Raw genomic sequence first — 26,972 nt, forward strand, 5'->3', positions numbered from 1 at the left:
TAGTCACTGGTTTTTATTCTCATTACATTAGAAAAGATCCTGAAACAAGTTACCATTGACAGACTTTCAATAAAAAGCATCGTCATCTCCTGGAGCGCAGCGAAATGGAGAGATCTATCTTGTCAGATTTAGCTTCGCTGAGCACTTCGTGGTTCTCGACTGCGTTGCACTCCGCTCGAAATGATGAAATCTTGGAGGAGCTATCTCTTTGAATTTCTATATTATTTATATTGATTTTTAGACAATAAATTATCTCTCAGGATGACTAAGCGAGGGATAAGCTTTGTTATTGCGTATCCGTGCCAAACTTGTTCATTGGTTTATAACCATTGATCTATAAGTTACAAGAAAGATCCTGAAACAAGTTCAGGAGGACGAAACGAAGAGGGTAATCGACGTAAAACATCAACTCCTAAACACTAAACCATCAAAGCATTCAAAGTTCTTTTTTTTATCTTTGGTACCGCTCCATGGCGCATAAATTCAGCGAAACCTTTTAACTGTTTGATTGATTTAATGGCTTCATATCCTTCATAAGAAGTTCTGATTTTGTTTAGCAACATGGTATCTGTTTTAAACATATCACTTTCAACCAAGCCCCCCTTATTCAGAAATTTCTTAATTAATTCGGCCATTTTGCCGTTGGCGTAAAGGTGAAGCGGCAGTTTAAACACTTCATTATTCAGTTTTTCAAAAGCTTCATTAATCCAAGCCACCTCAGTTTCTGCATTCACCGCTATTTTCCCATCCTTCAACACAATGGAAGTCAAAAATTCGCGGGCACGCTGACGGGAAATTACCCCACCATGAATACCGTCACGCAAAGTGTAGTCCAAACGATCTGCACAGAGCGCTGGCAATGGCTGTTCTAAAATATCAAACGTACCATACAGAATCTGGTTAACATTGTATCCATAATTTAACAGCACATCAGGCACTTCCGATCTGCATAAAACTTCGGCGAAAACCTTTTCATGATAGTCTTCGTCTGTATTGTCGAAAACATAATCGCCCACATGAGAAAAAGCGGTATGCGAAATATCGTGTAGCAACCCCGCAATTTGTTCCAGTTCCGAACCACCAAGCATCCTGATCAACATGGTAACTCCTATGGCATGCTCCAGCCGCGAATGGCAGATATCCGGATTAACCAAAAATATAGCACCGCTTTGATGAATTCCACCTAACCTTTTTAAAGCATCAGTATTTAACAGATCAGAAAATACCATCGGCAGTTCCATTTTGCCGTATAAAAAATCATTCACCTCGATCATATTGCTGTGCTTTAATTAAAAGAAATATCGACAACAAAAATACTAAATATTTTAGCTTTATCGTAAAAAATTATCAACATTAAAACTTCTTAAAACTAAAATAAATAGTTAAAAAACCAAATTCAAATATTTTGAAAGCTATTATTACAATTTCATGATCAACAAAAAACCAACTGCAAAAACAAGCTCAATAAATTAAACGTTATACTTGTAAAAAACAGGTATATGGCAACTGCTCAGCAAATTAGAAATGCATATTTAGATTATGTTTTAACAAACAATGAAAAACCAAAATCGGTTTACGTTTTTGTGAAAAAGCTTAAAATCACCGAGGCTGATTTTTATCAGTTTTTCTCTTCTTTTGAAAGCATTGAAAAAACAATCTGGTTTGAACTTACTTTCGAAACCATTAACAAAATCAAAGAGCAGGAAGTTTGGCCCCAATATACAGCCAGAGAAAAAATGCTTTCTTTCTTTTACAGTTATCTTGAAAATCTGAAGAATGAACGCAGTTTTGTAATTTACAGCTTAAAGAATCACCATGGTAAATTTTCTACCCCTGATGTATTGGCTGGCGTAAAACCTATTTTTGAAAACTTTGCACAAGAAATTATTGAAGAAGGTTTAGATAGTGGTGAACTTGCCGAGCGCCGTTTTCTAAGTAAAAGGTACAAAGATGCCTTATGGATCCAGTTTGCATTTATTGTTAATTTTTGGATCAACGATGATAGTGAAGGTTTCGAAAAAAGCGATGAGGCAATCGAAAAAGGCATTAATGTAACTTTCGATCTTTTTCAGCATTCGCCAATTGATAATTTATTGGAATATGGGAAGTTTTTATCCAGGAACGGGAAGTTTGCAGATAAGATGAGGTTTTAAATACCAGATGAAGACACAAAAAAGTATTCCAACTACAAAGGTAGAACGTTCGGCAAAATTTGTTAAGACAGGTATTCAGATCGGGGGCAATTACATTAAACATTATTCGAAAAAACTGTTTAATCCTGAAATGGACCGAGAACAGCTTAACGAGGACAATGCAACCGACATATATAAATCGCTGAGCGAATTAAAGGGCAGTGCCTTAAAAATCGCACAGATGTTGAGTATGGATAAGAATATCCTGCCGAAATCTTACGTCGATAAATTTACCCAATCGCAATACAATGCTCCACCCCTTTCAGGTCCGTTAATTGTTAGAACTTTCACCAAAAATTTCGGGAAAACACCTGAAAACATTTTTAATAGTTTTAACTTAAGCTCCAGCAATGCAGCTTCTATTGGACAGGTGCATCAAGCGATGCTTAATGGTAAAAAACTCGCCATTAAAATTCAATACCCTGGTGTTGGAGACAGTATTTCTTCTGATCTGAAGCTGGTAAAACCTTTCGCTTTCCGTTTATTGGGCATGTCGGAAAGGGAATTGAATATCTATATTAAAGAAGTTGAAGAACGTTTGCTCGAAGAAACAGATTACGAACTGGAAGTTAAACGTTCTATCGAATTTTCAGAAGCCTGTAAAAACCTCGATCATGTTGTATTTCCAAAGTACTATCCAGAATTATCCGGAAAGCGGATCATTACTATGGACTGGATTGATGGTTTGCATTTAAAAGAATTTTTACAAACGAATCCTTCTCAGGAATTACGTAATAAAATCGGACAGGCGCTGTGGGATTTCTATAATTTCCAACAGCATGGCTAAGGGCTGTGCATGCGGATCCACATCCTGGAAATTTTATGATTACGCCGGATGAAAACCTTGGAGTAATTGATTTTGGATGTATAAAAGAAATGCCTGATGATTTCTATTACCCGTTTTTCGCCTTAATTTCTACTGATGTAATTAATGATAAAAATAAAACGATAGATGCATTTAGAAAACTGGATATGATCCATGCCGACGATTCTCCTGAGCAGATTGAGTTTTACCATAAATCGTATAGGGAGATGATCAGTCTGTTTGCCAAACCCTATACCAGTAAATCTTTCGATTTTAGTAAACCTGATTTTTTTGAGCAACTATATATCTATGGCGAAAAAATTTCTAAAATGCCAGAATTTAAACAGGCTCGCGGCGTAAAACATTTTATTTATGTTAACCGGACTAATTTTGGGCTGTATACGATATTACATGAATTAAAAGCAACGGTTAAAACAGATACATTTAAGCCTAATATCAATGTGTAAACACATCATTTCTACAGCACAGAGAAATAATCTATAAGTTACTTGAATATTGGTTCCTCATTGCGTGATCAATACTGACCATTAAGAAATTAAGAACATTAAGATTTCATCTATAATGTTGCGGAGAAACGATCAATCAATAAAGATCCGTCATTTCGAGGGGTAATTTATTGTATAAAAATCAATATGAATGACAGATGGATAAAGCATGTGAATGGTCTTGAAATATCGTCATTTCGACCGCAGTGTTCCAAAGGAACTCCTTTGGAGGAGAAATCTTTTAACCTTGATTCAATAACTTGTTACAAAGATCTATCCATTTCGTTGCACTCCAGTCGAAATGACGACTGTTCAATTGAATAAGAAATTTTAAGTATTTTTCTTTACCACTTCAATCATGTGATCGATATCAAACGGTTTTTCGATATAATCATCAGCTTTGCATTCTTCTGCCTGTTGAGGTAAGTTATTTGATGTGGAAGTTAACACAGCTGATACATCTTCTGTTTCAGGATCAGATTTAAGTTCTTTAATCACCTGTGATCCTCTCTTTTTTCCCTTAATGTGATCATCCACAATCACGACATCGGGTTCAATTTGGTCTATTTTATCTATAGGCTCGGTTGTCAATGATGCCGTAACATCAAATCCCTCCTCTTCCAATACATGGTCCATTATATCAAGGATATCTTTATTATCCTGAACAAGCACAACCTTTTTCTTCATAATAAACAGACTAAAATTCTCATTAAATATAAATAAAAAGACGATATCAATAAAATATCTTAAAATATTTTACAAATGCTTGGTAAAAGTTTCAAGTTTTCGTCTTGAATTAATGCCTGTGATCAGAAAGCCTTATGTTTTTTAAATATAATACAAACTTCTAAGGAGGCTGTATCATACACATAGTTGTCATCCTGAGGGATAATTTATTTCACAAAAATCACTATGAATGACAGATGGATAAAGCATGTGAATGGTCTTGAAATATCGCCATTTCGACCGCAGTGTTCCAAAGGAACTCCTTTGGAGGAGAAATCTTTTAACCTTGATTCAATAACTTGTTACAAAGATCTCTCCATTTCGTTGCACTACAGTCGAGATGACGACCATCCTATTGGAGCCTGTCAATGGTAGCCTGTCGAAGGACTTGTTCAAATGCTCCACAAAGCGTTTCGACAAGCTCTCCGTAGGAGTCCTTTGGACAACGTGACAAGTTCGAATGGGAATCAAAACTTATGATACAACCTTTAACTTGTAGCGTCACTGACCTATAGTTATTAGTGCTGCAGTACCTTCGCGATTTCCTTCTCGATGGACTTGATCTCTTTAGGTTTAAGTTTTTTAGCAGCATCTGTTTTACCTGCTACTTTACTTTCCAGATATTTTACGCCTACCCTTAAAGCTTTTAAGCCAGAAACACCTTGAAGTTCATCTAGTTCAAGCTGCTCTAAATCGTCCTTTAAATACCCTTGAACCTGCATATATTTAATGTACTCCATATATTCTTTGGCTTCTTCAGGGTTGAAATAAACCATTGCAATTTTATGGGGCTGCGTTAAACGTTCGGTTGTACCTTTAACCAATACTTTATCAATACGTTTTTTAACTACTTCGTAACGGATGTTGTAAGCACCTTCTACATCAAAACGGCGTTCATCGTTCCTAAAGCTAATATCAATTGCATTTGAATGGATAAAGATCAGCTGTGTGGTTTCTAATGCACGGGGCATTTCACCAATTAAGCCTTTCGATAAACGTGCGATATCGACCATTGAAGTTAACTGCCAAAGACGGATATTTTTAAGATACAACAAATCAAATGGGCGATCTGGTGCAATTTCCTGTCCGATGTAAATATCGTATTCCACTCCATCAGTTCTGAATTTGGCAAAATAACAAGGATATGAAGCCTGTAAATTAGCCTGCGATTTTTCGAGGTACTGACTCACTTCGGTATTGATCAGCTGCATCGAAATTTCCAACTGCCTGCGATTTGCAAAAGCAGCACCGGTTTCTGGAACAATAACTTCGAAATAACGATCTACAAACTCAGCTGTTATCGGGTAGTTTCCTTTTATAATTGATAAGAAAGGGTAAACTTCGATTTCTAAAAACTCGTTCAGCTTATTTTCTTCGTTTGATGAAGCAAAATCGCCGATGCGTTTAATCCAATCTTTACAATTGAACAATAGTTTATCGGTAAGTTCTAAAGAAACATGTTTGCGGACAGCCTTTAAAGTATCAATTAAACTGTTTAACTGTACTTCCATATCATCTTTTAAAGCTTTATTCCGCTCTATGGTAGAATTACGGATATCAATTGCGCCAAACAGTGGATACATATGTTTAAAGGTGATCGTTTCGATTTCCTTTAATTTATGGTAACTGTTATTCTGCTGAAGAAAATGCCAAACAGCTTCGTTAAACTTCCACTGCACCGATGGTTGTAAGGCGGTAAACTTATCCATCAACACTTCATCCATTTTAGCATCAAATTCTTCGATACTGTATTGGAAAAGCTGACCGATTAAAGGCATCGCTGGGCGTAACCTCGATAAAAGTTTATCGTCAACCAGTACTTCCTCGCTCGAATAAACTTCTAAAACACCAGCCAACTGCGTATTGTAGTATACAGGCAGTACTGAATAAGAGCAAACACCGGCAGCTTTTAAAACCCTCAAAAAAGGATCTTTATCGATCTGATCGTCGTTAATTGAGCTTACAAAAATGGCCCTTGGGTTTTCTTTATACTTATCAACCAACGAATAGAAAACTTCTTCTTCCAGATTGGATGATTTTGCCGAATTAATCAGCATACTTTGTGAAAACTCCTGATTATCGAAAACCAACTTATTGTTAACGGTTAAAAAAGGCATTAAACCAAATTCGAGTTTTCCGTTTCCACTAAGGGTTTTTAAGGCATGGATTACATGTGTATAGGCTTCGGTTTGATAATTGTGATTAACAAGCGCATCGCGGATACCATCTATAGCATGTTGCAAGGTCACATCTGTTATTGAGATGATGCTGAATCCTTCAAAGTGAAAATCTTGTAAAGGCAGGTGCTTTACCAGATATTCCAGTTCGGTTTCGTCCTGAAAATGCTTGCCCAGTTCTTCAAAATTAAGTTCAGGTAAATTGCCCTTATGCATAATATCTACAAACTTCGTATCGGTTTGGATATTGTAGTATTGTGTCAGTTTTGTTTCCTGATTAATATGAGCATAAATGATCTCATTTTTCAGCACCGAAGTAAAGTTATAAAAACGGCCTAAAATAACATTGTAAATAAACTTAAGTTGTTTTTTCTCAATAGGCTCGTTGTCTTTCGTTACCTTATTTTTAGGATCATGATCCTTAAAAAATTTATAGAATGCATTGGTGCTAAAGAAAATCTGATCTGGAATTGGGGTACTTAGAGCCCAAAACAAATCATCTTCATTATCCATTAAAGGAGTTAGAATGGTAAAAATTAATTCTAAGGTATCTTTATATTGAGATAAATCTTCAGCACTGATGTTGCCAAGCAGCACATCGTCTTTTTCAATTTTTTGAAGTAAAAACCTGTAAAATTCAGATTTTACCGATTTTTCTGTTTTCAATCTGCCTTTTAAATATTCCACAAGTGGGCGGAAAGACAGGGATGATTCTACCTGGCAATGTATACATTCGTTTTTATGTATCTGTATTACATTGGTATTCATTGTATAAGTTTTGCTATAGTGTAAATTTTATAGTTATCTATTTAATTACTAATCGATTGCAAAGATACATACTCGTTAAAGCAATGTTCGTCTGCTGAACGTAATACTTGGATATTACATCTATTAATATGTTACACAAATTTAGTACCTAAAATTAAGCGATACGTATGGATACCAGCCATCTGACGAGTGTCCCATCACAAATCGCACAACTGTAAGTGATGCCGGAGCGAAATAAACGCCCCCTCCTATACCGTGGTGCCATAATGTAGAAGTTTCGTCACGTTTCCACACCCTGCCTACATCATAAAAACCCAATAAGCCAACTTGTCCGGGTAAAACATAACTAACCAGATCGCCAAGTTTGGCCCTAAGCTCTAAGTTGTTATAAAAAGTATGTTCACCGGCAAACCTAAACTGGCGGTAACCTAAGAGATTTCCTTGTCCGCCCAGATATAAGGCCTGATAAAAAGCTGGTTTACCAATGGTTACCCCTCCACCAAAACGATCTGCCAAAATGAAGTTTTTTCTGCCATCGAGGTTTTTGTACAAAGCTATACTGGCCGTAAACTGTCCGTAAGAATTTGAGTATTTGTTAACGCCTTTGTAGCCCAAAAGTTTAAAATCAACATAACTGCCCAGGGTTGGTAACAGATCATTATCGCGGGTATTGTTGGTGAAATTTACAAATGCACCTGCAAACATCTTTTCGTTTCGAACGGTAAGCGAATCGGACGAATGCAATTGTGATGGATTTTCGATAAAACGCCCTTGGTTATCTTCCTGATTATATTTATAGTATTGCCACGACGGTCCAACGCTAAAAGTAGATTTAGGGCGGCGCCACCTAATTGAAGCATCAACCTGGTAAAGGTTGAAACGTGCGCGGTAATACCTGATGTTATCATCATCATCGCCATGCTCCTCAAAACTTGTTTCATTTCCTAAACCAAAGAAATTTTGTGTGTTATTTGGGGCGTAAGCATCGGCTTTTAACACAAAATCAGCCTTACCTAAAGCTTTTAACCATTCACCTTTATAATTAAACCTAAAAGCCTTGGTCGAAAACGAATGCAAAAAGGAAATGGTCTGCGAATTGCCATAAGGCTGTTTCCTGAAACCAGGATTAGTTTGTTTGTAGATCAATCCCAATAAAACACCATCATCTTGATTGTAACCGGCGTTTAACAACCACGAATTACGGCGGTACATGTCTTTTGGGATGTAGCTGAAGTTAGAAGTATCGTTAGAGATTATTTTTCTGATTTTACTGGCATCCTCTCCGTGATAAGTTGCCTTATCCGTTCTTCCGTATAACTTTACAGATCCGTTGCTGTTTGCAAAATCGTAAACTTTAGTACCCTTGCCACCGATAATCCGCAATTTAATATTAGAATTTTTATTGTTCAGAATCAAGCTGTCGTTACCATTGTGCATGTACACCCTGATTTCTTTGGTTACTTTGGGATCGAATTTCCGATCGAAGAGTTCGTCTTTGATATTACCCTCTTTAGAAATTTTATTGATTTTTACGCGTAACCCATCGTTTTCAGCATCGGTAATCTGAATCAGTTCATTTTTATTGGTTACCTCGATATCTACAATGCGGTTAAAGAAATGATAATACTGGTTCATTAACTTTGGCAAAGTGGCTATCCGGTTACGCATCTGTGCCAAAAAGGCATCGTGATGTAATGAGTAACTTGGTTCAGGGAGTTTTTTTAGCACTTTCTCAAAAACGGCATCGTTATAATTTGCGCAGAAATCTTTCACAATTTTATCGAATTCCTCCTCGTCAATATTGGCGGTCCAACGGCTGCTGATTTCTCTTCCTTCCCATAAAAACCAATTGATATCTTTTATACCACGTTCATAACCTTGCATCATGGGTAATAATGACGAAGATTGTGTGTATCGCTGTAAAAGGCCGTCAGATCTGAAAAATACCTGATCGCGATCTCTTGGTACCGGCGAATAAAGCGAACCATCTTTAGTTTTGGTTTCTTTCCAGCGCCACTGGTCTTCATGCCTGTCCCAATCGCCCAATAACACATCAAATGCCCTTGCTTTTACCCAGGCTGGTCCATCTAATCTATTATCGTTATCGTCCGTTAGTTTTTTATCCATTTTAGGAGAACTGTCTGATTCTCCAGTGGGTTCTCTTTCTTCGAACAAACACAAAGTATTGGCGAATGCCGATTCAAATTCGCCTAAATTGTTATCAGGAGAAACCCAGCCAATAATCGGGTTGCTATGCGGGATACCGCCAGCCTTGGCAAGTTCGGGAACTACCAGTGCCGAAAACGGATGCTGCGCCGACATATTATCCTTTATAATATCTTTAGCAAAAGTTTCGCGTAGTGCGGCAGGCAATAACACTTCAGGATATTTCTCTACGCTACGCAATACATATTCTTTACCGTTTTTATCTTCTAATCGTAAAGAACGCGATTGATTGCCTCCACCGCGCTGAGTCGCTTTTAAACCACCCATCATTTGAGAAACCCGTAATACAGGAACCTTTGTTTTTGCAGCATATTCTTTACGGTAATTTTCGCCAAAAATAGCACGGTGAAAGCGGCCAACGCTATCATATTCCGGCTTAATACGTACGAAAATACTATCAGCGGTAATTGGTTTATCTCTATTTCTTACTTTTTGAGGGATGGTTTCGAACTTTTTAATGTAACTGTAAACTCTTTTAACGCTCGTATCTGAATAAATGTAATATTCGTAGCGCATATCGTTGTTTTTCAACTGATCGGCAACCACGTAGCCCTGTTGCATTTCATGAAACAAAGAAGTTTTACCCCCCTTATTTGGCGACACCTTTGAACCCGAACCGCTGATCACCTGCAATTGTTTCCCTTTAATTAACTGTAAACCATGCTCATGCCCCGCCACATAGGTCACATTTGGGTAGTCGCCAAATACACCGGTTACTGATTTAATCATATCCTTATAAGCAGGGTGATTTAAATCTTCAGGGCTTAATAAAGTGGAACGCAACATCGGATAAATAGAACCCAAAACAGGCAATGGGATATATAGATTTTTATCCAGCGATGTGAGTGGAAAAATGTGGTTCCTCAAATTGAAATAACCGCCATGTGGGCCGTAACTCTGAAATGGATGATGTGAGGCTAAAAGAATAACCTTGTCTTTGTTCTCTTCGAGTAACTGTTCCATTTTGACCAAAACCTCATCTTTGGTACGGCATTCGCATTCGCCGTTAGGGTTTGATTTATTGTATGGAAAAACCCACCATTCACTATCGTAAGCAATGATGGTTAATTTATCAGTTAATTTAATGGCCACAGGATCAGGGCATCCGTTTTCTGGTATTAGCCTCAGTAATGGATCGTTCTGTGCTTTAAGGAAATCATCTTGCGCTTTGATTTTGGCCAAACCTTTGGGGCCAGATTTATCCCAATCGTGGTTGCCGGGAACAAAATAAACCGCAGCACCCATTTTACGCATAGGCTCGAATTGGGAACGGAGGATTTTCTTGGTTTCTTCCTCTTCAACACTACCTGGCAGGCCCATTCCTGTTGGATAAATATTATCACCCAAATATACAACGGTTGTTTTTTTGGGAAGAATTTGCTTGGCTGCGTTTTTTAAATCCTGCATCTGTGCAGGATTCATCTCGCCTGCATCGCCAAAAAGAATTACACGATATTTTACATCATCCTGCGCAAACGCAATGAAGTTGATTAAAAATAAGATGGTAAAAAGGGTAAATCTTTTAATCATAGACTCAGCGTTTGTATAAAGGTAGTTATTTTAAAATTTATTTTGTTTCTTGGGTGTTATTCAGTTAAGCATCGTTAAACGTTATATCCTTAATCGTAAACTAATACTTAAGAAGTGAGCTTCTCACCATTAAGAAGTTAAGTACATTAAGTTTTTATCATAAGTCGTCATTTCGAACGGATTGCAACACAGTTGAGAAATTTATTATAGATCTCTCCATTTCGCTACGCTTCAGGAGATGACTATTAATTTATTGAAGGACGATCGTATTAGGACACCACTACCAAAACCTATTTTTTCAATTTAAACAATAAAATGTTTCCTGCCGATAAAGTACCACCTTCGTTAGAGATGTAAAGGTTGCTATCGCGATCAAATGCAATACCTTCTGGTTGGTTAAACAAGCTAGGATCTAAAGAATAAGTCGCTTTAACTTTGAAATCAGTATCGGTAACAACAAGTACCTTATTTACTGAAGAAAGTACATACCACTCGTTGGTTTTTTGATTTTTCGCCAATGCCGATGGACGGAACCTTGATTTTGAACTTCCGGATAATTTTTCGATTTCTTTGTGTGATAGACTAAATTCCCCAGCCGGTGTTAATGCCGCATCAGCACCAAATTTAAAGCCATAAATACTCGAAGCTTTTGCTTTAGAATCAGGTTTGCTATCTTTGGTGAGGACGTAAATCATACTGTTTTTTTCATCAGCGGCCAAACCTTCATATTCGGCTTTGGGAACCAAATTTTTGATTTTAACCACATCTGCAACTTCTGGTTTATTGATCTCGCTAATGGGAAAGCTATGCAGTTCGCCATTACTTTTTAACACAATTACAGTGTTATTTAAGATAGCCAGATCTTCATAATCGCCTTTGCCACCAAATTTGGTAAATTTCGATTCTTTATCGGTCAAGCCCAGATGAAACAAATCGCCGTCTTCGTCCTGAATCGCAAATACTTCTTTAGGATCACCGTTATGAAATACAATTCCAGAAATTTCGAATAAATTTTGCGGCATATTATATTTTACAGGATTTGCTAAATCGTAAGGAAAGTTTGATTTTTCTTCTCCACCTGCCGAAACGGTTTCTGTAGAATCACTTTTTTTATCATCACGGTTCGCATTCACACATGATATACCTAAAAAGGCAACTGAAATTAGCAAGCTAGAGGCGAGGAAAGTTTTATTGTATTTCATAAGGATAAAATTTAAATGTCCATGGTCTGTGTCCCCACAGACCACGGCGTTATTTATTTTTTAATAATTGATAAATATCATGTTGAGACTCTACAGAAGTCCTGCTACTTTTAACAGGGATATTATCCATGTTTTCATCTATACAAACCGCCTGCACATTATCTTGTTTTTGGATTTCGATAATATCTATCATTTCTTGCTTAATCTGCTCGTTATGAATCGGAAAGCAAACTTCAATTCTTCTATAAATATTCCGGTTCATCCAATCGGCAGAGCCGAGGTATACATCGTTTTTACCTAAATTATTAAAAATAAAAACACGTCCGTGCTCTAAATAACGATCTACAATACGGGTAACCTTAATGTTTTCGCTCATTCCTGGTACACCTGGAATTAAGCGACAAATGCTCCGTACAATCAGTTCGATCTTTACGCCTGCCGATGATGCTTCGTAAAGTTTGTCGATTAAAACCTTTTCTTCGAGATTATTCATTTTAATGGTAATACCTGATGGTTTACCTTGTTTGGCATGTTCAATTTCGCGATCTATCAAATCAAGAAAAACTTGCTGCAGATTAAACTGTGCTACCAATAAATGGTTAAATTTAATCAGATCGGCAGAAGTAGGTTTAACCCTTTTGGCTAGAAAAATAAAAAGCAGCTCTACCTCACGCAGCATTTCTTTATTGGCCGTCATTAAAATATGATCGGTATAAAAAGCTGCCGTGCTTTCGTTAAAGTTTCCGGTAGCAAACAGACCAGAATAACGCATTCTGTTACCTGTTTGGCGTTTCACTAAAGCAACTTTGGCATGAACTTTTAAAGCGGTTACACTATAAATAATATCAACACCTACCTCCTTCATTTTCTTAGCCCACTTGATGTTGTTGGCCTCATCAAAACGAGCTTTGAGCTCGACCAAAACGGTCACTTTTTTGCCGTTTTTTGCAGCGCTGATTAAAGCGTTAACAATTTTCGAATCGCTGGCTACACGATAAAGCGTAACATAGATTTCCCGAACCTCAGCATCAATAGCCGCTTCGTTAAAAAAACGCAATACACTATCATAACTCTGGTAAGGCGTGTGTACAATGATGTCGTTTTTATAAATGGCCTCGGTTAAAGATCCATCTATGAGGTCGGTATTGCAGATTTTTGGCCAGTTTTGGTTGGATAATTTTGGCGAATTAACCGGAAAACCCATAAAATCTTTCAGGTTATGGTACTGTCCGCCTTCCATCCTATTGGCTTTTTTTAAATTGAAAAGCTTTTTGAGCAATTCGAAAACGTTGGCCGGTATACCTGGCTGGTGAAGAAAACGTGTAGCCAAACCCGAATCGCGTTTAAGCAACTGCTTCTCCAATTGTTCGGATAAACTGCCCGAATATTCGTCTTTCAGGTCAATTTCGGCATCTCTGGTAATTTTAAAACTATAACAGCCCGTAACTTTATTTTCAGGAAAAATACGGCCTAAATGAAATCGTACTATATCATCCAGAAAAACAATAAAAGTTTCATTACCTGATTCGACCTTATAAAAACGGGGTAACTGGTTGGAAGGAATATTTAAAATAACAACTTCAGCATCTTCTTTCTTTTTTAGCGTAATCAGAAAGTACAGTTCATTATTTGAAGGAAAGAAATTGGTATCAGCATTAATGTAAACAGGCTGCAAAAAGGCCATTACCTGACTCAAAAAATACCGGGTTATATTTTTCTGAATTTCTACAGGGAATGGTTGTCCATAAATTAAGTTTATCTTATTCTCTTTAAGCAAGGGAATAAGGTCTGATTTAAGTACCTTACCGTAACGCTGCTGCTGTTCTGAAATAAGCAAATTGGCCGTATTGAGCAAATTATCGTCAATCTGGATATCGGTGTCTTCCTTATTGCTCAATTTCTCTAAAGCGAGTAACACGGGCATCCTTACACGATAAAACTCGTCGAGATTGGAAGAAAATATCGACAAAAACTTAATGCGTTCTAAAAGTGGAACGGTACTTCGCTCGGCTTCCATCAAAATACGCTCGTTAAACTTTAACCAGCTTAAATCTCTATTAAAAAAAGAGGTTTCTACTATCTGTTCCATTAAAGTTTACCGTAAGCTGCGTAAGCAATTACAAATGCAAATACTGCTGCAATTAAACCAAACATGAAAATATTGTAAGCCAGGCGGATCAGTTTATACTTTCTGCCCAAAACTACGCCTTGCGAGTATACGTCGGTGATTAAGGTACCATATAAAAAGTCTTTATCGTTCATCACCTTAATCATACCATCGGTATAACTGGGTAAGCTCATTTTATAAAAGTTACCGAAAAACAATAAGTTTACTTTTTTCTTATCCATATCTTCTTGCGTAAACTCTCCCTTGGGGATAGACGGGCGTGTTGATAAAATAGAAACCACCACACAGGTTAAACTCACTATTAACAAAATAAATGTGGGGATAATCAAGTTGCCATGGTCTTCCAATCGCCTAAGCAACAAACTCACGATCAAGGAAAGCATGATCGAATTTACGGTGATCAGGATATGCGCTTTATTATCGGCCATATCACTCAGGCGTTGGTTATTGGCTGAGGTAATCCTAAACATGGTTTCGATACCTTTATCGGGCCGATCGTCTTTGTCTTTCTTTTTTTTATCCTTCTCTTTCACAATGACAGGGGCAAAATTTACAGGTTCTGCCAATTCGGTACTAATTTCTTCCTGCGATGTTAATTTACTTTTCAGTTTATCGATATTCTTCTGTTTCTGATCGCTCAACAACAGATTGGCATAATCGGTATGGTAATGATGTGATTCCATAAACTGGATATCTTTTTTACGCCAATCTAATTTACTGATATCTTTTTTATAGATCAGTTCATTTTCCTTGTGCATCAATTTCCCTTTTGCGCGGAAATCGGGCAAACCTAAATGGAACAGATCTGCATCGCAAATGATTTTATCAATTTCATTTTTAGGGTTCTGAGGAATTTTAGTGGCCAATATTGCACTTTTAACATGGTCACGGATTTCTTGATTGACCTGATGTTTCGCTAAAAAATGATCAGCCAGTTCTGCTCCTTTTGCTTCGTGGTTTAATGCATCTTCAAAATATCCCGTATCGTGAAAATAGGCCGCAACGGTTACAGAGAAAAAATCCTGTTCATTAAGCTGGTAATGATTGGCGATTTGCTGTGCAGCATTTACCACTTCTTGCGTATGTCCGAGGTTATGATAAACCAGACGGGGATCGTTATGGGTATGGAAGTAATCGCCAACGTGCTTTTCTACATCTTCCTGCAATTTTTTATAGTTCATGAGTGTATTCGGGGTTGCGGTAATTTAATATGACGATGGAAATGCATTTCTTGAAAATGTTTAAGCTGAAAACTGTATATTTTTTTTTATGATTATAAAATTACGCTAATTTTTTAAAAACAATGCTGATCTCCTCTTAACAATAATAATGCCTTGTTTATTTTACAATTAGATTTAGAAATGATCGAGTTTAGCACTATAATCTCCTGCAACTAGGTTATTTCTTGTTAAAAAAAGATTATAATTTGATATAAATAGCACATTCATTAGCTTCAGAAAATTCTAATTTGCACTTATTAGCTTGTAGTTGATAAACAATAGTATTTTGAGTTGGCATTAATAACCTAAACCTGAATGATAGCAATTATGGTATTTATAATTGTTAATACATTTTAGCGCTTACAAGTTGGTTTGCTTATTCTAAAAACTGGCCTCGAATTTTACAAAACCAAATATAAAAGATACAAAACACTATACAGTATCCAAACTTTTCCCGAATAAATAATGAAAAGAAAAACTACTTTTTTTTTACTCTCAATGGCAATCGGCTTAAACAGCTTAGCGCAGAAAACGATAGAAATTGCTACAAAAAACAATGTACTGATCTTAGAAACAGATCGTGATAACACTTTATTATCGACTTACCTTGGCAAAAAACTAGACAATGCGAGCGAATACCCAAGTATACAAGCATTAGATAAATACAAACCCGGCTCTGATGACCTTTTAAATAAACGTGAAGCATACATTGCTTCCGGCTCGCTTAATTTATTAGAACCGGCATTAACCGTAACCCATGCTGATGGGAACAAATCTACTGTATTAACATTTTCGGATGTAAAAACCGAACAACTGGATCAGAACAGAAAATTAACCAGCATAATCCTTAAAGATTTAAAATACAACTTTCAGGTTACTTTAAAATACCTGGCCTATTTTAATGAAAACGTAATTGAGCAATGGGCCGAAATTGAACATAAAGAAAAAGGCACAATAGTACTAAACAAGTATGCTTCGGCAAATATTACTCTGAGTGGAAAAAAATTCTTCCTTAAAAACCAGTATAGTGGTGCTACACGCGAAATGCGATCGGAAGAACAGCAATTGCTGCATGGCATAAAAACCATCGATTCGAAACTAGGAACCAGAACAAACCTGCTTCATTCTTCTTCGTTTATGGTTTCGATAGATCAGCCTGCGACTGAGGATACGGGCGAAGTAATTGCCGGATCATTAGCATGGACAGGAAACTTTAAGCTGGATTTTGAAACTTTCGATGAATATTACCTCCGCGTAACTGCCGGGATTAATAATTTTTCGTCGAACTATACTTTAAAGGCTGGCGAAAACTTCATTACTCCCCGCTTTATTTATACCTATTCATCGGCAGGAAAAGGTTTAGCCAGCAGAAATTTGCATGATTGGGCCAGAAATTATCAAATATTAGATGGAAAGGGCGAAAGATCTACCATCTTAAACAACTGGGAAACCACTTATTTCGATTTTAATGACGAGAAATTAAACGAATTAACAAAAGATACCAAAAAGTTAGGGGTTGATGTTTTTTTATTAGACGATGGCTGGTTTGGAAATAAATACCCACGCAATGGATCTACTTCTGGCCTGGGAGATTGGCAGTATAACAAACAAAAATTAAAAAATGGCATCAGCGCTTTGGGTAAAGAAGCCACAGCAAGTGGTGTAAAATTTGGTATCTGGATAGAACCCGAAATGGTTAACCCTAAAAGCGAACTTTATGAGAACCATCCCGATTGGATTATCAGACAGCCTGAAAGAAAAGAATATTACATGCGCAACCAGTTGGTGTTGGATTTAACCAACCCTAAGGTTCAAGATTTTGTATATAAAACAGTAGATGATCTTTTTAAGGAAGTGCCAGAAATAGCCTTCATTAAATGGGATTGTAACTCCTTAATATACAACGCCAACTCTCCTACCTTAAAAAACCAGGATCATTTTTATCTTGAATATATCAGGGGATTAAACAGCGTATTGGATAGGATTAGAAAAAAATACCCTAAAACACCAATGATGCTGTGTGCTGGAGGCGGTTCGAGGGTAGATTATGCTGCATTACAGCATTTCACCGAATTTTGGCCCAGCGACAATACCAATCCATACGACCGCATCTTTATTCAATGGGAATATTCGTATTATTTCCCTTCTATTGCTGTAGATAACCACATTACCGATATGGGTAAACAGCCTATTAAATTTAAAACAGATGTGGCCATGATGGGAAAACTTGGTTATGATGTACGTGTAAATGAGCTCAGTAAAAATGATTTGCTTTTTAGTCAGAATGCCGTTAAAACCTATAATGGCTTTAAAGATATTATCTGGCATGGTCAGCAATACCGCTTACAGGATCCTTACGAAAACAAAATAGCTTCAATTGCTTACGTAAACGAAGCAAAAGACCAGGCTATTGTTTTTAACTATCATGTGGCCACCCTTTTTACTAATGGTGTGATATTACCAATTAAACTTAAAGGGTTAGACCCCGTTAAAAGATATAAAATAGAAGAAATTAATCTATACCCAGGTGCTAAATCGCCAATTGACAGTACTAAAGTTTACTCTGGCGACTTTTTAATGAAGGTAGGCTTTAATCCGGAAGCCAATGCTTATAGAACCAGCGTGGTTTTAAAGATACAGGCGATATAAACTGTTTAAAAACATAAGCTCTAGATATTAAGGGTGGCTTATCGCCTCCCTTTTTTTGATTAAAAATCGATTTCAACTCACATGCTGTCATGTTGAGCCTGTCGAAACACCTTCAAGAGTATTTAAACGAGTCCTTCGACAGGCTCTCCACAGGAGTCCTTTGGACAGGATGACAAATCTATATTTATGATACAACCTCTTTTTTAAAATTAAATACTTTTTGTTCTTGCTTATTTGCCGCAAGGGATTCAGATTCAAATCAGTACTATTCTTTTTCTGACGAACTATTTTACTGCATAATCAAAAGCCTTAAACTTTTGAAAAACATTTGCTGCACAGCCCAGTAAACCTGCTTTATTGCCCAACTTAGCAGCAACTACCAATTCATTACCGGGTACAATAGGCACTGCTAAAGTTTTAATTCTTCTTTCTATCTCGCGAACATAGAAGGCACCAGATTCGCTTATGCCTCCACCAATTACAATTTTTTGCGGACTAAATACATTTATAAAACTAATAATGCCAGTAGCCAGATAATCGAAATGCGATTCCATAGCTTCAACGGCATATTCTTCTCTAGCCAGATATTTCTCTACCATATATTTACCATCAATCTCTTCTGGTGAATTGGGGTGGATAGACTGATAATGGTTAAGCAGGGCAGATACTGACGCATAAGCTTCTAAACAACCGCGACCTCCGCAGGCACAGGCAACCCCACAGTGTTGTACAACAATATGCCCTAATTCTGTACCTCTATTTCTAAATCCTCCATAAAGCTTATTATCAATCATCACAGCACCACCTATTCCCGTACCTACGGTAAGGAAAACCACATCACTACAATCTTTGGCCGCCCCATAAGTCATTTCTCCAAGTCCCATTAAATTGGCATCATTATCCATTACAATATTATAACGTGTTACTTCTTGCAGGATTTCACCTAAAGCCAATTGTTTAAAGCCGGGTAAATTATCAGCACCCGCAATAATCTTATTGTTGTAAATAATCCCCGGAAAACCAATGCCCACGCCAAGAATAGGGTTTTTAATTTTTTTAGCACAGGTATTGATCGCTTCTACAATGAGCGCAATAATTGCACCTTGTGTTTTCGCATTTTTTAGCGATACAATAATGGAATATAAAATTTCGCCATTTTGATTTACTACTCCACATTTGAGTGAAGATCCACCCACATCAATTCCGATGGCATACGATTGTTCCATGTTGAAATTATTTAAAGTAATCATATACCGAACCTACTTTAAATCTCATTTGCATTGCTTTATTGGACATGTTTTTCAATAACATTTTATTATTCGAATCTAATATAGGCTAAAAATAGAATTCGATAAGCTCTACCCGTTAGATTTCAGTCCAAAGCCTTTAAATATTGATTAAAAAGAGAAATAAACACTTAACAGTAATCATTTTAGGCAACACAGCCATAAACTTAATGCTTTTAAGCATGAGGAATGCAGTGAATAGCTCGACCCTTATGCAGTTTGGGGCACGCGGCTACTAAATCTTCATCACTAAGCAGTTTTCCACCTACTGTATTACCTATTTTGCTTAAAAAAACAACCCAAAAAGCTAGCTATATAGCAGTCTCCTTTTTTAGAAAAACTACAAATATCTTTTTCTCCAAACCTGCATCATATATACATTTATTTCCCATTGATCGGCAACTGGAAGGTTGGTAAACGGAATGGTTGGCATATAACTGGGCGGCCCAAATTCGGTTAACATGGTCAGGACTTTACCTTGTTGTTTTTTTATGGCAACAACTTTGTCCCACCAGGCAAAATGAGCTTCAACTGCTTGCTTCCATTCCGGAGCTCTTGGATCGCTTACCTGTGGTCCTTCTGCATGGCCTACCCTGGAGTGAACATGATCGGTACGTGAAATGGCAAGTGCCACGGTTTCTGGTTGATCTTCGAGTAAACTTTCGCTCACATTGCACCAATGAGAAATATCGAGGGTTAGCCTTAAATCAGGGTTTTTCTCTAAATATTGTAGTGATGCCGGGGCTGAATAAAGCATACGCGACCGATGGGTTTCATGATAAATTGGAACTCCTGTTTCTTTGGCATACTGAACAGTAAAATCAATGAATTTTTTGTTGTCCTGGTATTGAAAAAAATCTTTTCCCGAGTGAACATTTATATACAACGGTTTTTGATATCGATGTTCAATGGCTTCTTTAAGTACTTTTTTAAAAGTTGCAAAGTGTGGTACCGGTAGGGCTTCGTCTCCACGACAAAGAAAACCAACTTCTAATTGATATTTTTTTAACGCTTTGAATAACTCTTCTGCAATTTCCGGCATCCAGAGGATTTCTATTCCATCATAGCCTGAATCTTTTGCCTTTTTGCAAAAATCGGTTACCGAGCCATTAAAGCCCCAATAAGGTGCCATGATTTTTAGGGCGAAACCATTTGTCCATTTTTCAGATCCTAAAGAAGGTGCACTAAATGTTTCCATTGGTGTTAAAAATAAAGCTGATGTGAGTGCCATGCTACCGCCTATAAAATTGCGTCGGTTATATTTCATTTGATATATATATTACGGATTCAAGTTACACATTTTTAGTTTTTAAAGAATTTAGTTTATATCAAAAGGTGGTTTCATTTATAAAATAATCGAAAAAACAAAGCACTGTTAAACACAAAAAGAGGTTGCATCATTAATAAAAATGATCAACCTCTTATGTTCTTCAAATATTCAAACTTATTAAGTTAAAATAATAAGTTTAGATGTGCCTAAAACAATTTAAATCCTACAGATAGATTAAACAAACCACTTTTTTCATTCAGGCCCTTGTTAATTTTTGTAAGGCCTCTACTGTATCTCGCGTCGATACTGATGTTGCCAACATCTACCCCGGCATTGATCACTCCACCGAAATTAAGCTTTTTATAATCAAAGCCAGCTGGTCCTTTTGCTTCGTTAAGAGTATAATTAACATCAGGCCCCGCAGAAACCCTGAAATTTAAGGCTTCGGTATCGATAAGCTTATATCCAACCATAAGTGGTAAATTAAGTTGGTTAAATTTTGGTGTATAAGTGTTAGCTGCATAAACATATGAACTCTTAAAACTAACATAGTTCAATTCTGGTTGAAAGTATAATGATTTACCAACCCGGGCGAATACCCCAAAATTATAACCTACCTTTCCTTTTTTATCCGTTATGGTCTTTAAACTTGTTGGCAATGTTCCATAGTTTACACCAGCTTTTACACCAAATACAAGATCAGCGTCTTGTGCTTTTGCCACTCCCGCTGTAATAACCATAACAGCAACTAATAAATAAAACTTGTTCATTTTCATACTTTTTGTTTTTTAAATAATTAAATATTTATTGTGTTTTTGAAAGTATGACAACAACATTTGGATTTACCCCTACGCCCAATGTCATTTATTTTTTAAGGACAAAACAAAAAACATTGTCATCCTGTCCAAAGGACTCCTACGGAGAGCCTGTCGAAGGACAAATGTTTTTTCATTTTCGACCATAGAAAGGTCTTCGACAAGCTCAGACTGACAACGGCATAGTACTTAACTTAATCACATTGCCCTATGCCATTAAAAAAATAAATTAAACTTACGGTGAAAAAAGCTAGATGTAGTTAGGCTCTTTTAAATTTAACTGAGCTTCCTGGTTTTACCCAAACTGCTTTCTTCACAATGGTTTTCCCTTTATCATCTAAAAATTTGGGCTGCCAGAGAATTTTCTTTTGGCCATTATTGGTTAGTGTTGTAGCAACATTACCATTATGTTTTACTGTAACGGAAGTCATTAATACAGGTAAATCTTTTAATTCGGAACTTGTTGTTTTTTTACCACGGTACAATGTTGTGATCTGATCAAACCGTGCATCGGCTTCTATTCCCATTAATCCTTCTGTAAAACCTTTAATAACACCGAAAGAAACTTCAGGGTACTCCCTCCTGGCTGTTGCAGGATCGGTTAAATGCAACAAATAACCGTAGGCTTTTTCTGTCTGCCCGTTTTGGTACATAATTAAAGGAAAATACGACAGGTTTTCTACATTCCAGTTTTTCGATAATAGATGTTGAATGGTTTTTTCTTTGCGTTCACCAGCTTTTAAAGCATCGAACCAGAGTAAAAAAGTTTCCCCTTCATCCATACCAAATTTATGGTCGTTCGAATAAAAAGTATGGTATTGCGAAGCGCTGTCGTTCCACCACAAAGCATCGATACTTTTCTGATAAGCTACAGCCTTTTCTTTAAACTGTTTTGCTTTATTGTGCTGTCCTTTTAGGTCGAGCATAGCTGCATACGACATTAGTCCCCTGTAGATTGCGCCCACAAGATCGACCCCCATTTTAATATTGGGCACTCCCTCCGAATAAGAAGGTAAACCACGGCACCTATGAAAAGAATCGTTATCATTGAATGGCACTGGCGCATTTGGATGCGTTGGTCTTTTCAGCAAAGAATCGGCCTGCAATACCCAGCGGTTAATATATTCAGTTACCGATTTTTCGTGAAAGTTTTTAAAACCTGCGCCGTTGATATATTCAAGGTCGCCGGTCCATAAATATAATTTCCAACTGGCATTAAGCACATCAAAATTCGCATTCAGGTTATACCAAAATGCTGTATCATTGCGATAATCTTCTTTAGCAGGTTTACCTAAATGGTTAATTTCCCAATAAGAACACCAGTCTTTAGATTCGGATATATTGTTAACAAATAGCCTGAACATATTTTTATTTTCCTTATTCAAGCCTAATATCTCGCCACCAATGCTCTGGTGGGCTACATCGCGCATACAGAATGCCGATCTTGGCGGTAAAGCAGATTCGTACCAAGGGCCAACCGGATCAGAAGGCTTGCCTTTATAACTTAATGCCATTTCTTTGGCCCTAACAAATGCGGTTTGCAAAGCGGCATCGGTTGATTTGAAAGTTACTCCGCCCTGGGCATAAACGCCGTAGCATAGGCAAAGAAAAATGTATACAAAAAGGATTCTTTTCATGTGTTTAATATAAGTTAATTTCTACAGCCTGTTTTCCGTTCCAGTTGATTTCTTGTTTTTTGCCACTTTCCTGTTCTACCAAAATTTTGATCTTTCCTCCAATCTTGAAAACCGTAATATCAAAATCGCTATTAAATGCCCTTATGTGTTTAAGCGACATTTGTTTCCAGCCTGCAGGAAGATAAGGGCACAACCGGAATGATTTAAAACCAGTAGGTTGTATCCCAAACAATCCTTCGGTTATGGCACGACAATATAATCCACTCTCAGCCGAAAGATGGCGCTGATCTCCTTCTGGCCAGGCTTCAACAGCATAAGGCACATGTTCGCCCAGCAAACGTTTGGCGGTATAATATTTCAGATATTTCATGGTGGTATCGGTCATACCTGCATTGAACAAGCCACGCACAGCGTACAAAAGTGAACGGTCCCAGAATACTTTTGATCCTGATTCGCTCAACATCCCGTCCTTTGTCCACAGGTAATCAGACAAAAGCGCCTTGGCGGTCTGCTCCTTTCTGTCGTAAATCCCCATCACCAAAGGCATTCCAATCCATGATCTAAGCTTATCGTTTCCATCGTAGTAACGGTAAGTATCGAATCCCTGCACCTTTGCCCCAAAATATTTCTCTATTGCTATTTTTAGTACAGATGCTTCTTTAAGCAAATTTGTTGAAGTTGTTTTATCGCCAAGACTTGCTGACAGATCTGCAGCACTGATCAATGCACCGTAAACCAGCGCGTTGGTTGATAGGTTAATTTTACCAGCCGGAAACCTGCCTTCCAGCTCATCCGAATCGGAAGCAATTACCCCATCTGCACTTTTTTTCCTTCTTGAAAATTCCAGGCACCATGTTATCAGTGGCCACAATTGTCGGGCCTCGGCTGTATCTGCATAAGCCAGAGCAAACCTCGATGCACCATAAGCAATCATAGCCATATCGCCACGGTCGCCCGCTCCATTCCATTTATCAGTTCCTTCTGCTATAATCGAACTAGGAATCGGTTTGTATTCGGGATTCATGTATTTGGCAAACAGGCGGAAACTGTTTTTAGCACTTTCATTCCCTGCAGCATTGCCCAAAAAAGGAAAAAACGGGTCCATGTATTCTGCCTGATCGTTTGCCCAGATCGCAGCGTAATAAGATCCACCACCCGGACCATGCATCAAACCATTTTTTGTATCAAAAATACTTTCAGAAGCTCTGATTTTGGCAAAAGCAAACATCTGGTTCAGGGTATCATTTGGTGTTTTCAGTACCAGTTGCTGTGTAATTTCGCTTACGAAATTCCGTCGTTTTAACGATTCGTATACTGAAGAAAAAGTATAAGGCTGGTCGGCTGTTTTCCGTGCCGAATAAACAATTGCATAGGTTTGCTCTTCTCCTGCTTTTAAAATAAACTTACCGGTCCCATATATTTTTGTATTGAGCAGGTAAGTACCATAAACGCCTTTACTGCGTGCGGTACTATCTGTTTGATCAAACTCCGGAACAACAATTTCGACTGGTTTCAATCCATTATTTTTAAATATCGTGTGTTCAATAAATGCTGGTTTATCGGTTGATGGGAATAACTCGCGCAATATGCTCACATTTCCTATTTCAGACCTGACCTTCACCGAACCATTGATTGAAAAAGCCACTGGCTGTTCGTCCAAAGCTGTTCCGTCGATCAAAACCGGAGGTATTAACTGGTCAAAATCCCTAATCAGACTACCCCGGGTATCGTTTGGGATTGTCCGCAGCATCGGGAACACGAGTTTTCTTTTTAAGATCAGGTTATTTTTATCGTTTACCCCATAGGTAATTATTGCGGAAATTTGTTTCCCGCTCATTTCTATCTGATCGGTATGTTTGGCATTTTTTTTAACGGTCCATTCGATGCCCCCGTTCTTCTGCAGGTGCCAGCGTAAATTCTGAGCGTTTACATCAAAACAATGCAGCAAAATTAAGATGAACGGTATACATTTTATTGGTAAAGATTTCATATCAAAAAGGGAAAAATGAATAGGCTTGCTCATAAATACGATTTTTCTTCAAATCTATCACGTTGAGCCTGTCGAAACGCCTTAAAATCTTTCGACAAGGTCCTTCGACAAGCTCTCCGAAGGAGTCCTTTGGACAGGATGACAAATTTTATATTTATGAGACAATCTTCATTAAAAATAGCATTTAATTAATAATTTGGGTTTTGCACAATGGCAGGGTTCTTTTGTATTTCGCTTCTCGGGATTGGGTAAAAATAAAAACCTGGTACCCAAGTACGCTCCTGAACGGTCATTAATGCATAGGTAAAAGTACCGTTTGCCTGTTTGGTAATCGTTACCCCTTTTGCATCTTCCGAACCTGTTTCCCCTATCCCCCATCTCCTGATATCAAAATAACGGTGTCCTTCAAAGCAAAGTTCGATTCTTCGCTCATGTCTTATCTTATCCATTAATACTGATCCAGAGCCACTTACCGCTGGCATACCTGCTTTTTCGATCCTTATTTTATTCAGGTAATTTAAGGCTTCGCCGTCTTCACCAAGTGCAGCACAGGCTTCGGCATAATTTAGATAGATTTCTGATAACCTGAAAACCACCCACTGCGTAGCATCGTAGTCCTGAACATTCCAATCGAAAGCCTCATTTACCATTTTTTTCACACAGTATCTGGTTTTCGAAGCATTCCACGGAGAATAAGGACTTTGCGGAGAGTCGTCTCCACCTTCGTAAAAGCTGGTTAAACGTCCTTTAAACTGCTGGTTATTGGCCAAAATTGTCGCATAAAATCTTGGTTCTCTGTTCAGATACGGATCTTTTGCCTGTACAGGATTGCTCCAGCTAAATTTAGTACCATCGGCCATTTCAAAATCATCAACCATTTGTTGAACAACATTGTAAGCGCTATAACCATTATAACCATTTGGGCTTAAATCTCTGCTCACGGTATTATAACGATCTGCTCTTACCAAGCCGCTGTATACCCTCGAAAAAATAATTTCTGAATTGAAAAAATCGAGGTAAGTTTTGTTATAAGTACCGTTAGCCGCATTGCCATATAAAGCATATTTAGGCGTAGCAAAGTCAATTACGGCCTTGGCTGCTAATTTTGCATCTTCCCAAAGCTTCTTATCGTTGCTTTTGTTAAAATAAGGACTCGCTGCATATAGTAAAAGTCTCGATTTTAAGGCTAAAGCTGCACCTGTGGTGGCGCGGCCTTTATCATTAGCATTTGCATAAACTGTTGGCAGGGTTTTTAAAGCCTCTGTGATCTCGGCAAGTATAAAATCTTTTGTTTCGGTCCATGTGGCTCTTTTCTCGTTAAAGCTTTTGTCGTTCACATCGTAAACCTTAACAATAAGCGGTACGCCACCAAACCTTTTTAGCAGTTCGAAATAAGCCAAAGCGCGTAAAAAATGTACCTCACCTTTCATCGTTTTAACCGCATCGCCTCCTCCTGTTACCTGGTCAATATTTGCGAAGAATATATTGCTGTAGCGGATAGAAGCATACATTTTGTTCCAATGGTTCAACGATCCTGAACTTTGGTTATCAGGTGTGGCCTCGCCCCGTACATACAGGTTTTCATTTGTCCAGTTAAAGTTTCCATAAAGCTCATCGGTTTGCGCGCCCCAGCCTAGCCCACTATCCTGGTAAGCCAGTACAGTTTGATCGTAAATACTGTTTACAAAAACCTGAACCAGTTTTGGATCGGTCCATACATCCTTTTCTGAGTAAGCATTTAAAGGCTGCAGCTCGAGTGCCTTTTTACATCCCCCGATTAACAGCAGTGTACAGATGAGTAAAACCGTGCTGTTTATTTTTAAATTATTTATGTTCAATTTCATG

The 26,972-nt window shown here is 37.6% G+C and carries 17 protein-coding genes; 4 read left to right on the top strand and 13 right to left on the bottom strand.

Going from position 1 to position 26,972, the window contains the following annotated elements:
* Positions 1-419: 419 nt before the first annotated feature.
* Positions 420-1,274, bottom strand: a complete 855-nt coding sequence (locus AW17_RS11545) for an HD domain-containing protein (protein WP_051691778.1) — start codon at positions 1,272-1,274, stop codon at positions 420-422.
* Positions 1,275-1,499: 225 nt separating this feature from the next.
* Between AW17_RS11545 and AW17_RS11550 the strand changes: the two genes are divergently transcribed.
* From AW17_RS11550 to AW17_RS25145, 3 genes are read left to right on the top strand one after another with little or no spacing between them, the layout of a single operon-like run.
* Entirely contained in the window at positions 1,500-2,153 is a 654-nt protein-coding gene (locus tag AW17_RS11550; protein ID WP_029276510.1) for a TetR family transcriptional regulator C-terminal domain-containing protein, read from the top strand.
* A 7-nt stretch (positions 2,154-2,160) separates the two neighbouring features.
* Positions 2,161-2,979, top strand: a complete 819-nt coding sequence (locus AW17_RS25140; RefSeq protein WP_280739977.1) for an ABC1 kinase family protein — start codon at positions 2,161-2,163, stop codon at positions 2,977-2,979.
* Positions 2,980-3,014: 35 nt separating this feature from the next.
* A complete protein-coding gene (locus AW17_RS25145) occupies positions 3,015-3,464 on the top strand; it encodes an AarF/ABC1/UbiB kinase family protein (protein ID WP_280739978.1) in 450 nt (149 codons plus the stop codon).
* A 369-nt stretch (positions 3,465-3,833) separates the two neighbouring features.
* Here the strand turns inward: AW17_RS25145 and AW17_RS11560 are convergent, their stop codons facing one another.
* From AW17_RS11560 to AW17_RS11585, 6 genes are all read right to left on the bottom strand, one after another.
* A complete protein-coding gene (locus AW17_RS11560) occupies positions 3,834-4,190 on the bottom strand; it encodes a response regulator (protein WP_029276511.1) in 357 nt (118 codons plus the stop codon).
* Positions 4,191-4,747: 557 nt separating this feature from the next.
* The gene (locus tag AW17_RS11565) at positions 4,748-7,174 is read right to left on the bottom strand and encodes a GAF domain-containing protein (RefSeq protein ID WP_051691779.1); all 2,427 of its coding nucleotides are present in this window, start codon (positions 7,172-7,174) and stop codon (positions 4,748-4,750) included.
* A gap of 141 nt (positions 7,175-7,315) precedes the next feature.
* Positions 7,316-10,930 carry a BamA/TamA family outer membrane protein gene (locus AW17_RS11570; protein WP_029276514.1) on the bottom strand — a complete coding sequence of 1,205 codons (3,615 nt, stop codon included), beginning with the start codon at positions 10,928-10,930 and terminating at the stop codon, positions 7,316-7,318.
* A 290-nt stretch (positions 10,931-11,220) separates the two neighbouring features.
* Entirely contained in the window at positions 11,221-12,132 is a 912-nt protein-coding gene (locus AW17_RS11575) for an SdiA-regulated domain-containing protein (protein WP_051691780.1), read from the bottom strand.
* Between the two features lie 49 nt (positions 12,133-12,181).
* Positions 12,182-14,221, bottom strand: coding sequence for a polyphosphate kinase 1 (gene ppk1, locus AW17_RS11580; RefSeq protein ID WP_029276518.1), 2,040 nt, complete (start codon positions 14,219-14,221; stop codon positions 12,182-12,184).
* Entirely contained in the window at positions 14,221-15,441 is a 1,221-nt protein-coding gene (locus AW17_RS11585; RefSeq protein ID WP_029276520.1) for a Pycsar system effector family protein, read from the bottom strand. Before AW17_RS11585 ends, ppk1 begins: the two co-directional genes overlap by 1 nt.
* A gap of 504 nt (positions 15,442-15,945) precedes the next feature.
* Between AW17_RS11585 and AW17_RS11590 the strand changes: the two genes are divergently transcribed.
* Entirely contained in the window at positions 15,946-18,129 is a 2,184-nt protein-coding gene (locus AW17_RS11590; protein ID WP_029276521.1) for an alpha-galactosidase, read from the top strand.
* Between the two features lie 284 nt (positions 18,130-18,413).
* On the opposite strand, the gene AW17_RS11595 is transcribed toward AW17_RS11590, so the two are convergent.
* The 6 genes from AW17_RS11595 to AW17_RS11620 all read right to left on the bottom strand — a co-directional run bounded on the left by AW17_RS11595 (position 18,414) and on the right by AW17_RS11620 (position 26,971).
* Positions 18,414-19,355 (bottom strand): ROK family protein, encoded by a 942-nt coding sequence (locus AW17_RS11595; protein ID WP_036669721.1) that lies wholly within the window; start codon positions 19,353-19,355, stop codon positions 18,414-18,416.
* Between the two features lie 400 nt (positions 19,356-19,755).
* The gene (locus AW17_RS11600) at positions 19,756-20,682 is read right to left on the bottom strand and encodes a sugar phosphate isomerase/epimerase family protein (RefSeq protein WP_029276525.1); all 927 of its coding nucleotides are present in this window, start codon (positions 20,680-20,682) and stop codon (positions 19,756-19,758) included.
* A 209-nt stretch (positions 20,683-20,891) separates the two neighbouring features.
* Entirely contained in the window at positions 20,892-21,455 is a 564-nt protein-coding gene (locus AW17_RS11605; protein WP_029276527.1) for a porin family protein, read from the bottom strand.
* Between the two features lie 305 nt (positions 21,456-21,760).
* A complete protein-coding gene (locus AW17_RS11610) occupies positions 21,761-23,137 on the bottom strand; it encodes a hypothetical protein (RefSeq protein WP_051691782.1) in 1,377 nt (458 codons plus the stop codon).
* Positions 23,138-23,141: 4 nt separating this feature from the next.
* Positions 23,142-25,160 (bottom strand): glucosidase family protein, encoded by a 2,019-nt coding sequence (locus tag AW17_RS11615; protein WP_209444242.1) that lies wholly within the window; start codon positions 25,158-25,160, stop codon positions 23,142-23,144.
* Positions 25,161-25,315: 155 nt separating this feature from the next.
* Positions 25,316-26,971 (bottom strand): RagB/SusD family nutrient uptake outer membrane protein, encoded by a 1,656-nt coding sequence (locus tag AW17_RS11620; RefSeq protein ID WP_051691783.1) that lies wholly within the window; start codon positions 26,969-26,971, stop codon positions 25,316-25,318.
* Position 26,972 lies beyond the last annotated feature (1 nt).

This window comes from Pedobacter borealis DSM 19626 (assembly GCF_000708285.2).
GTDB classification, from domain to species: Bacteria; Bacteroidota; Bacteroidia; order Sphingobacteriales; family Sphingobacteriaceae; genus Pedobacter; species Pedobacter borealis.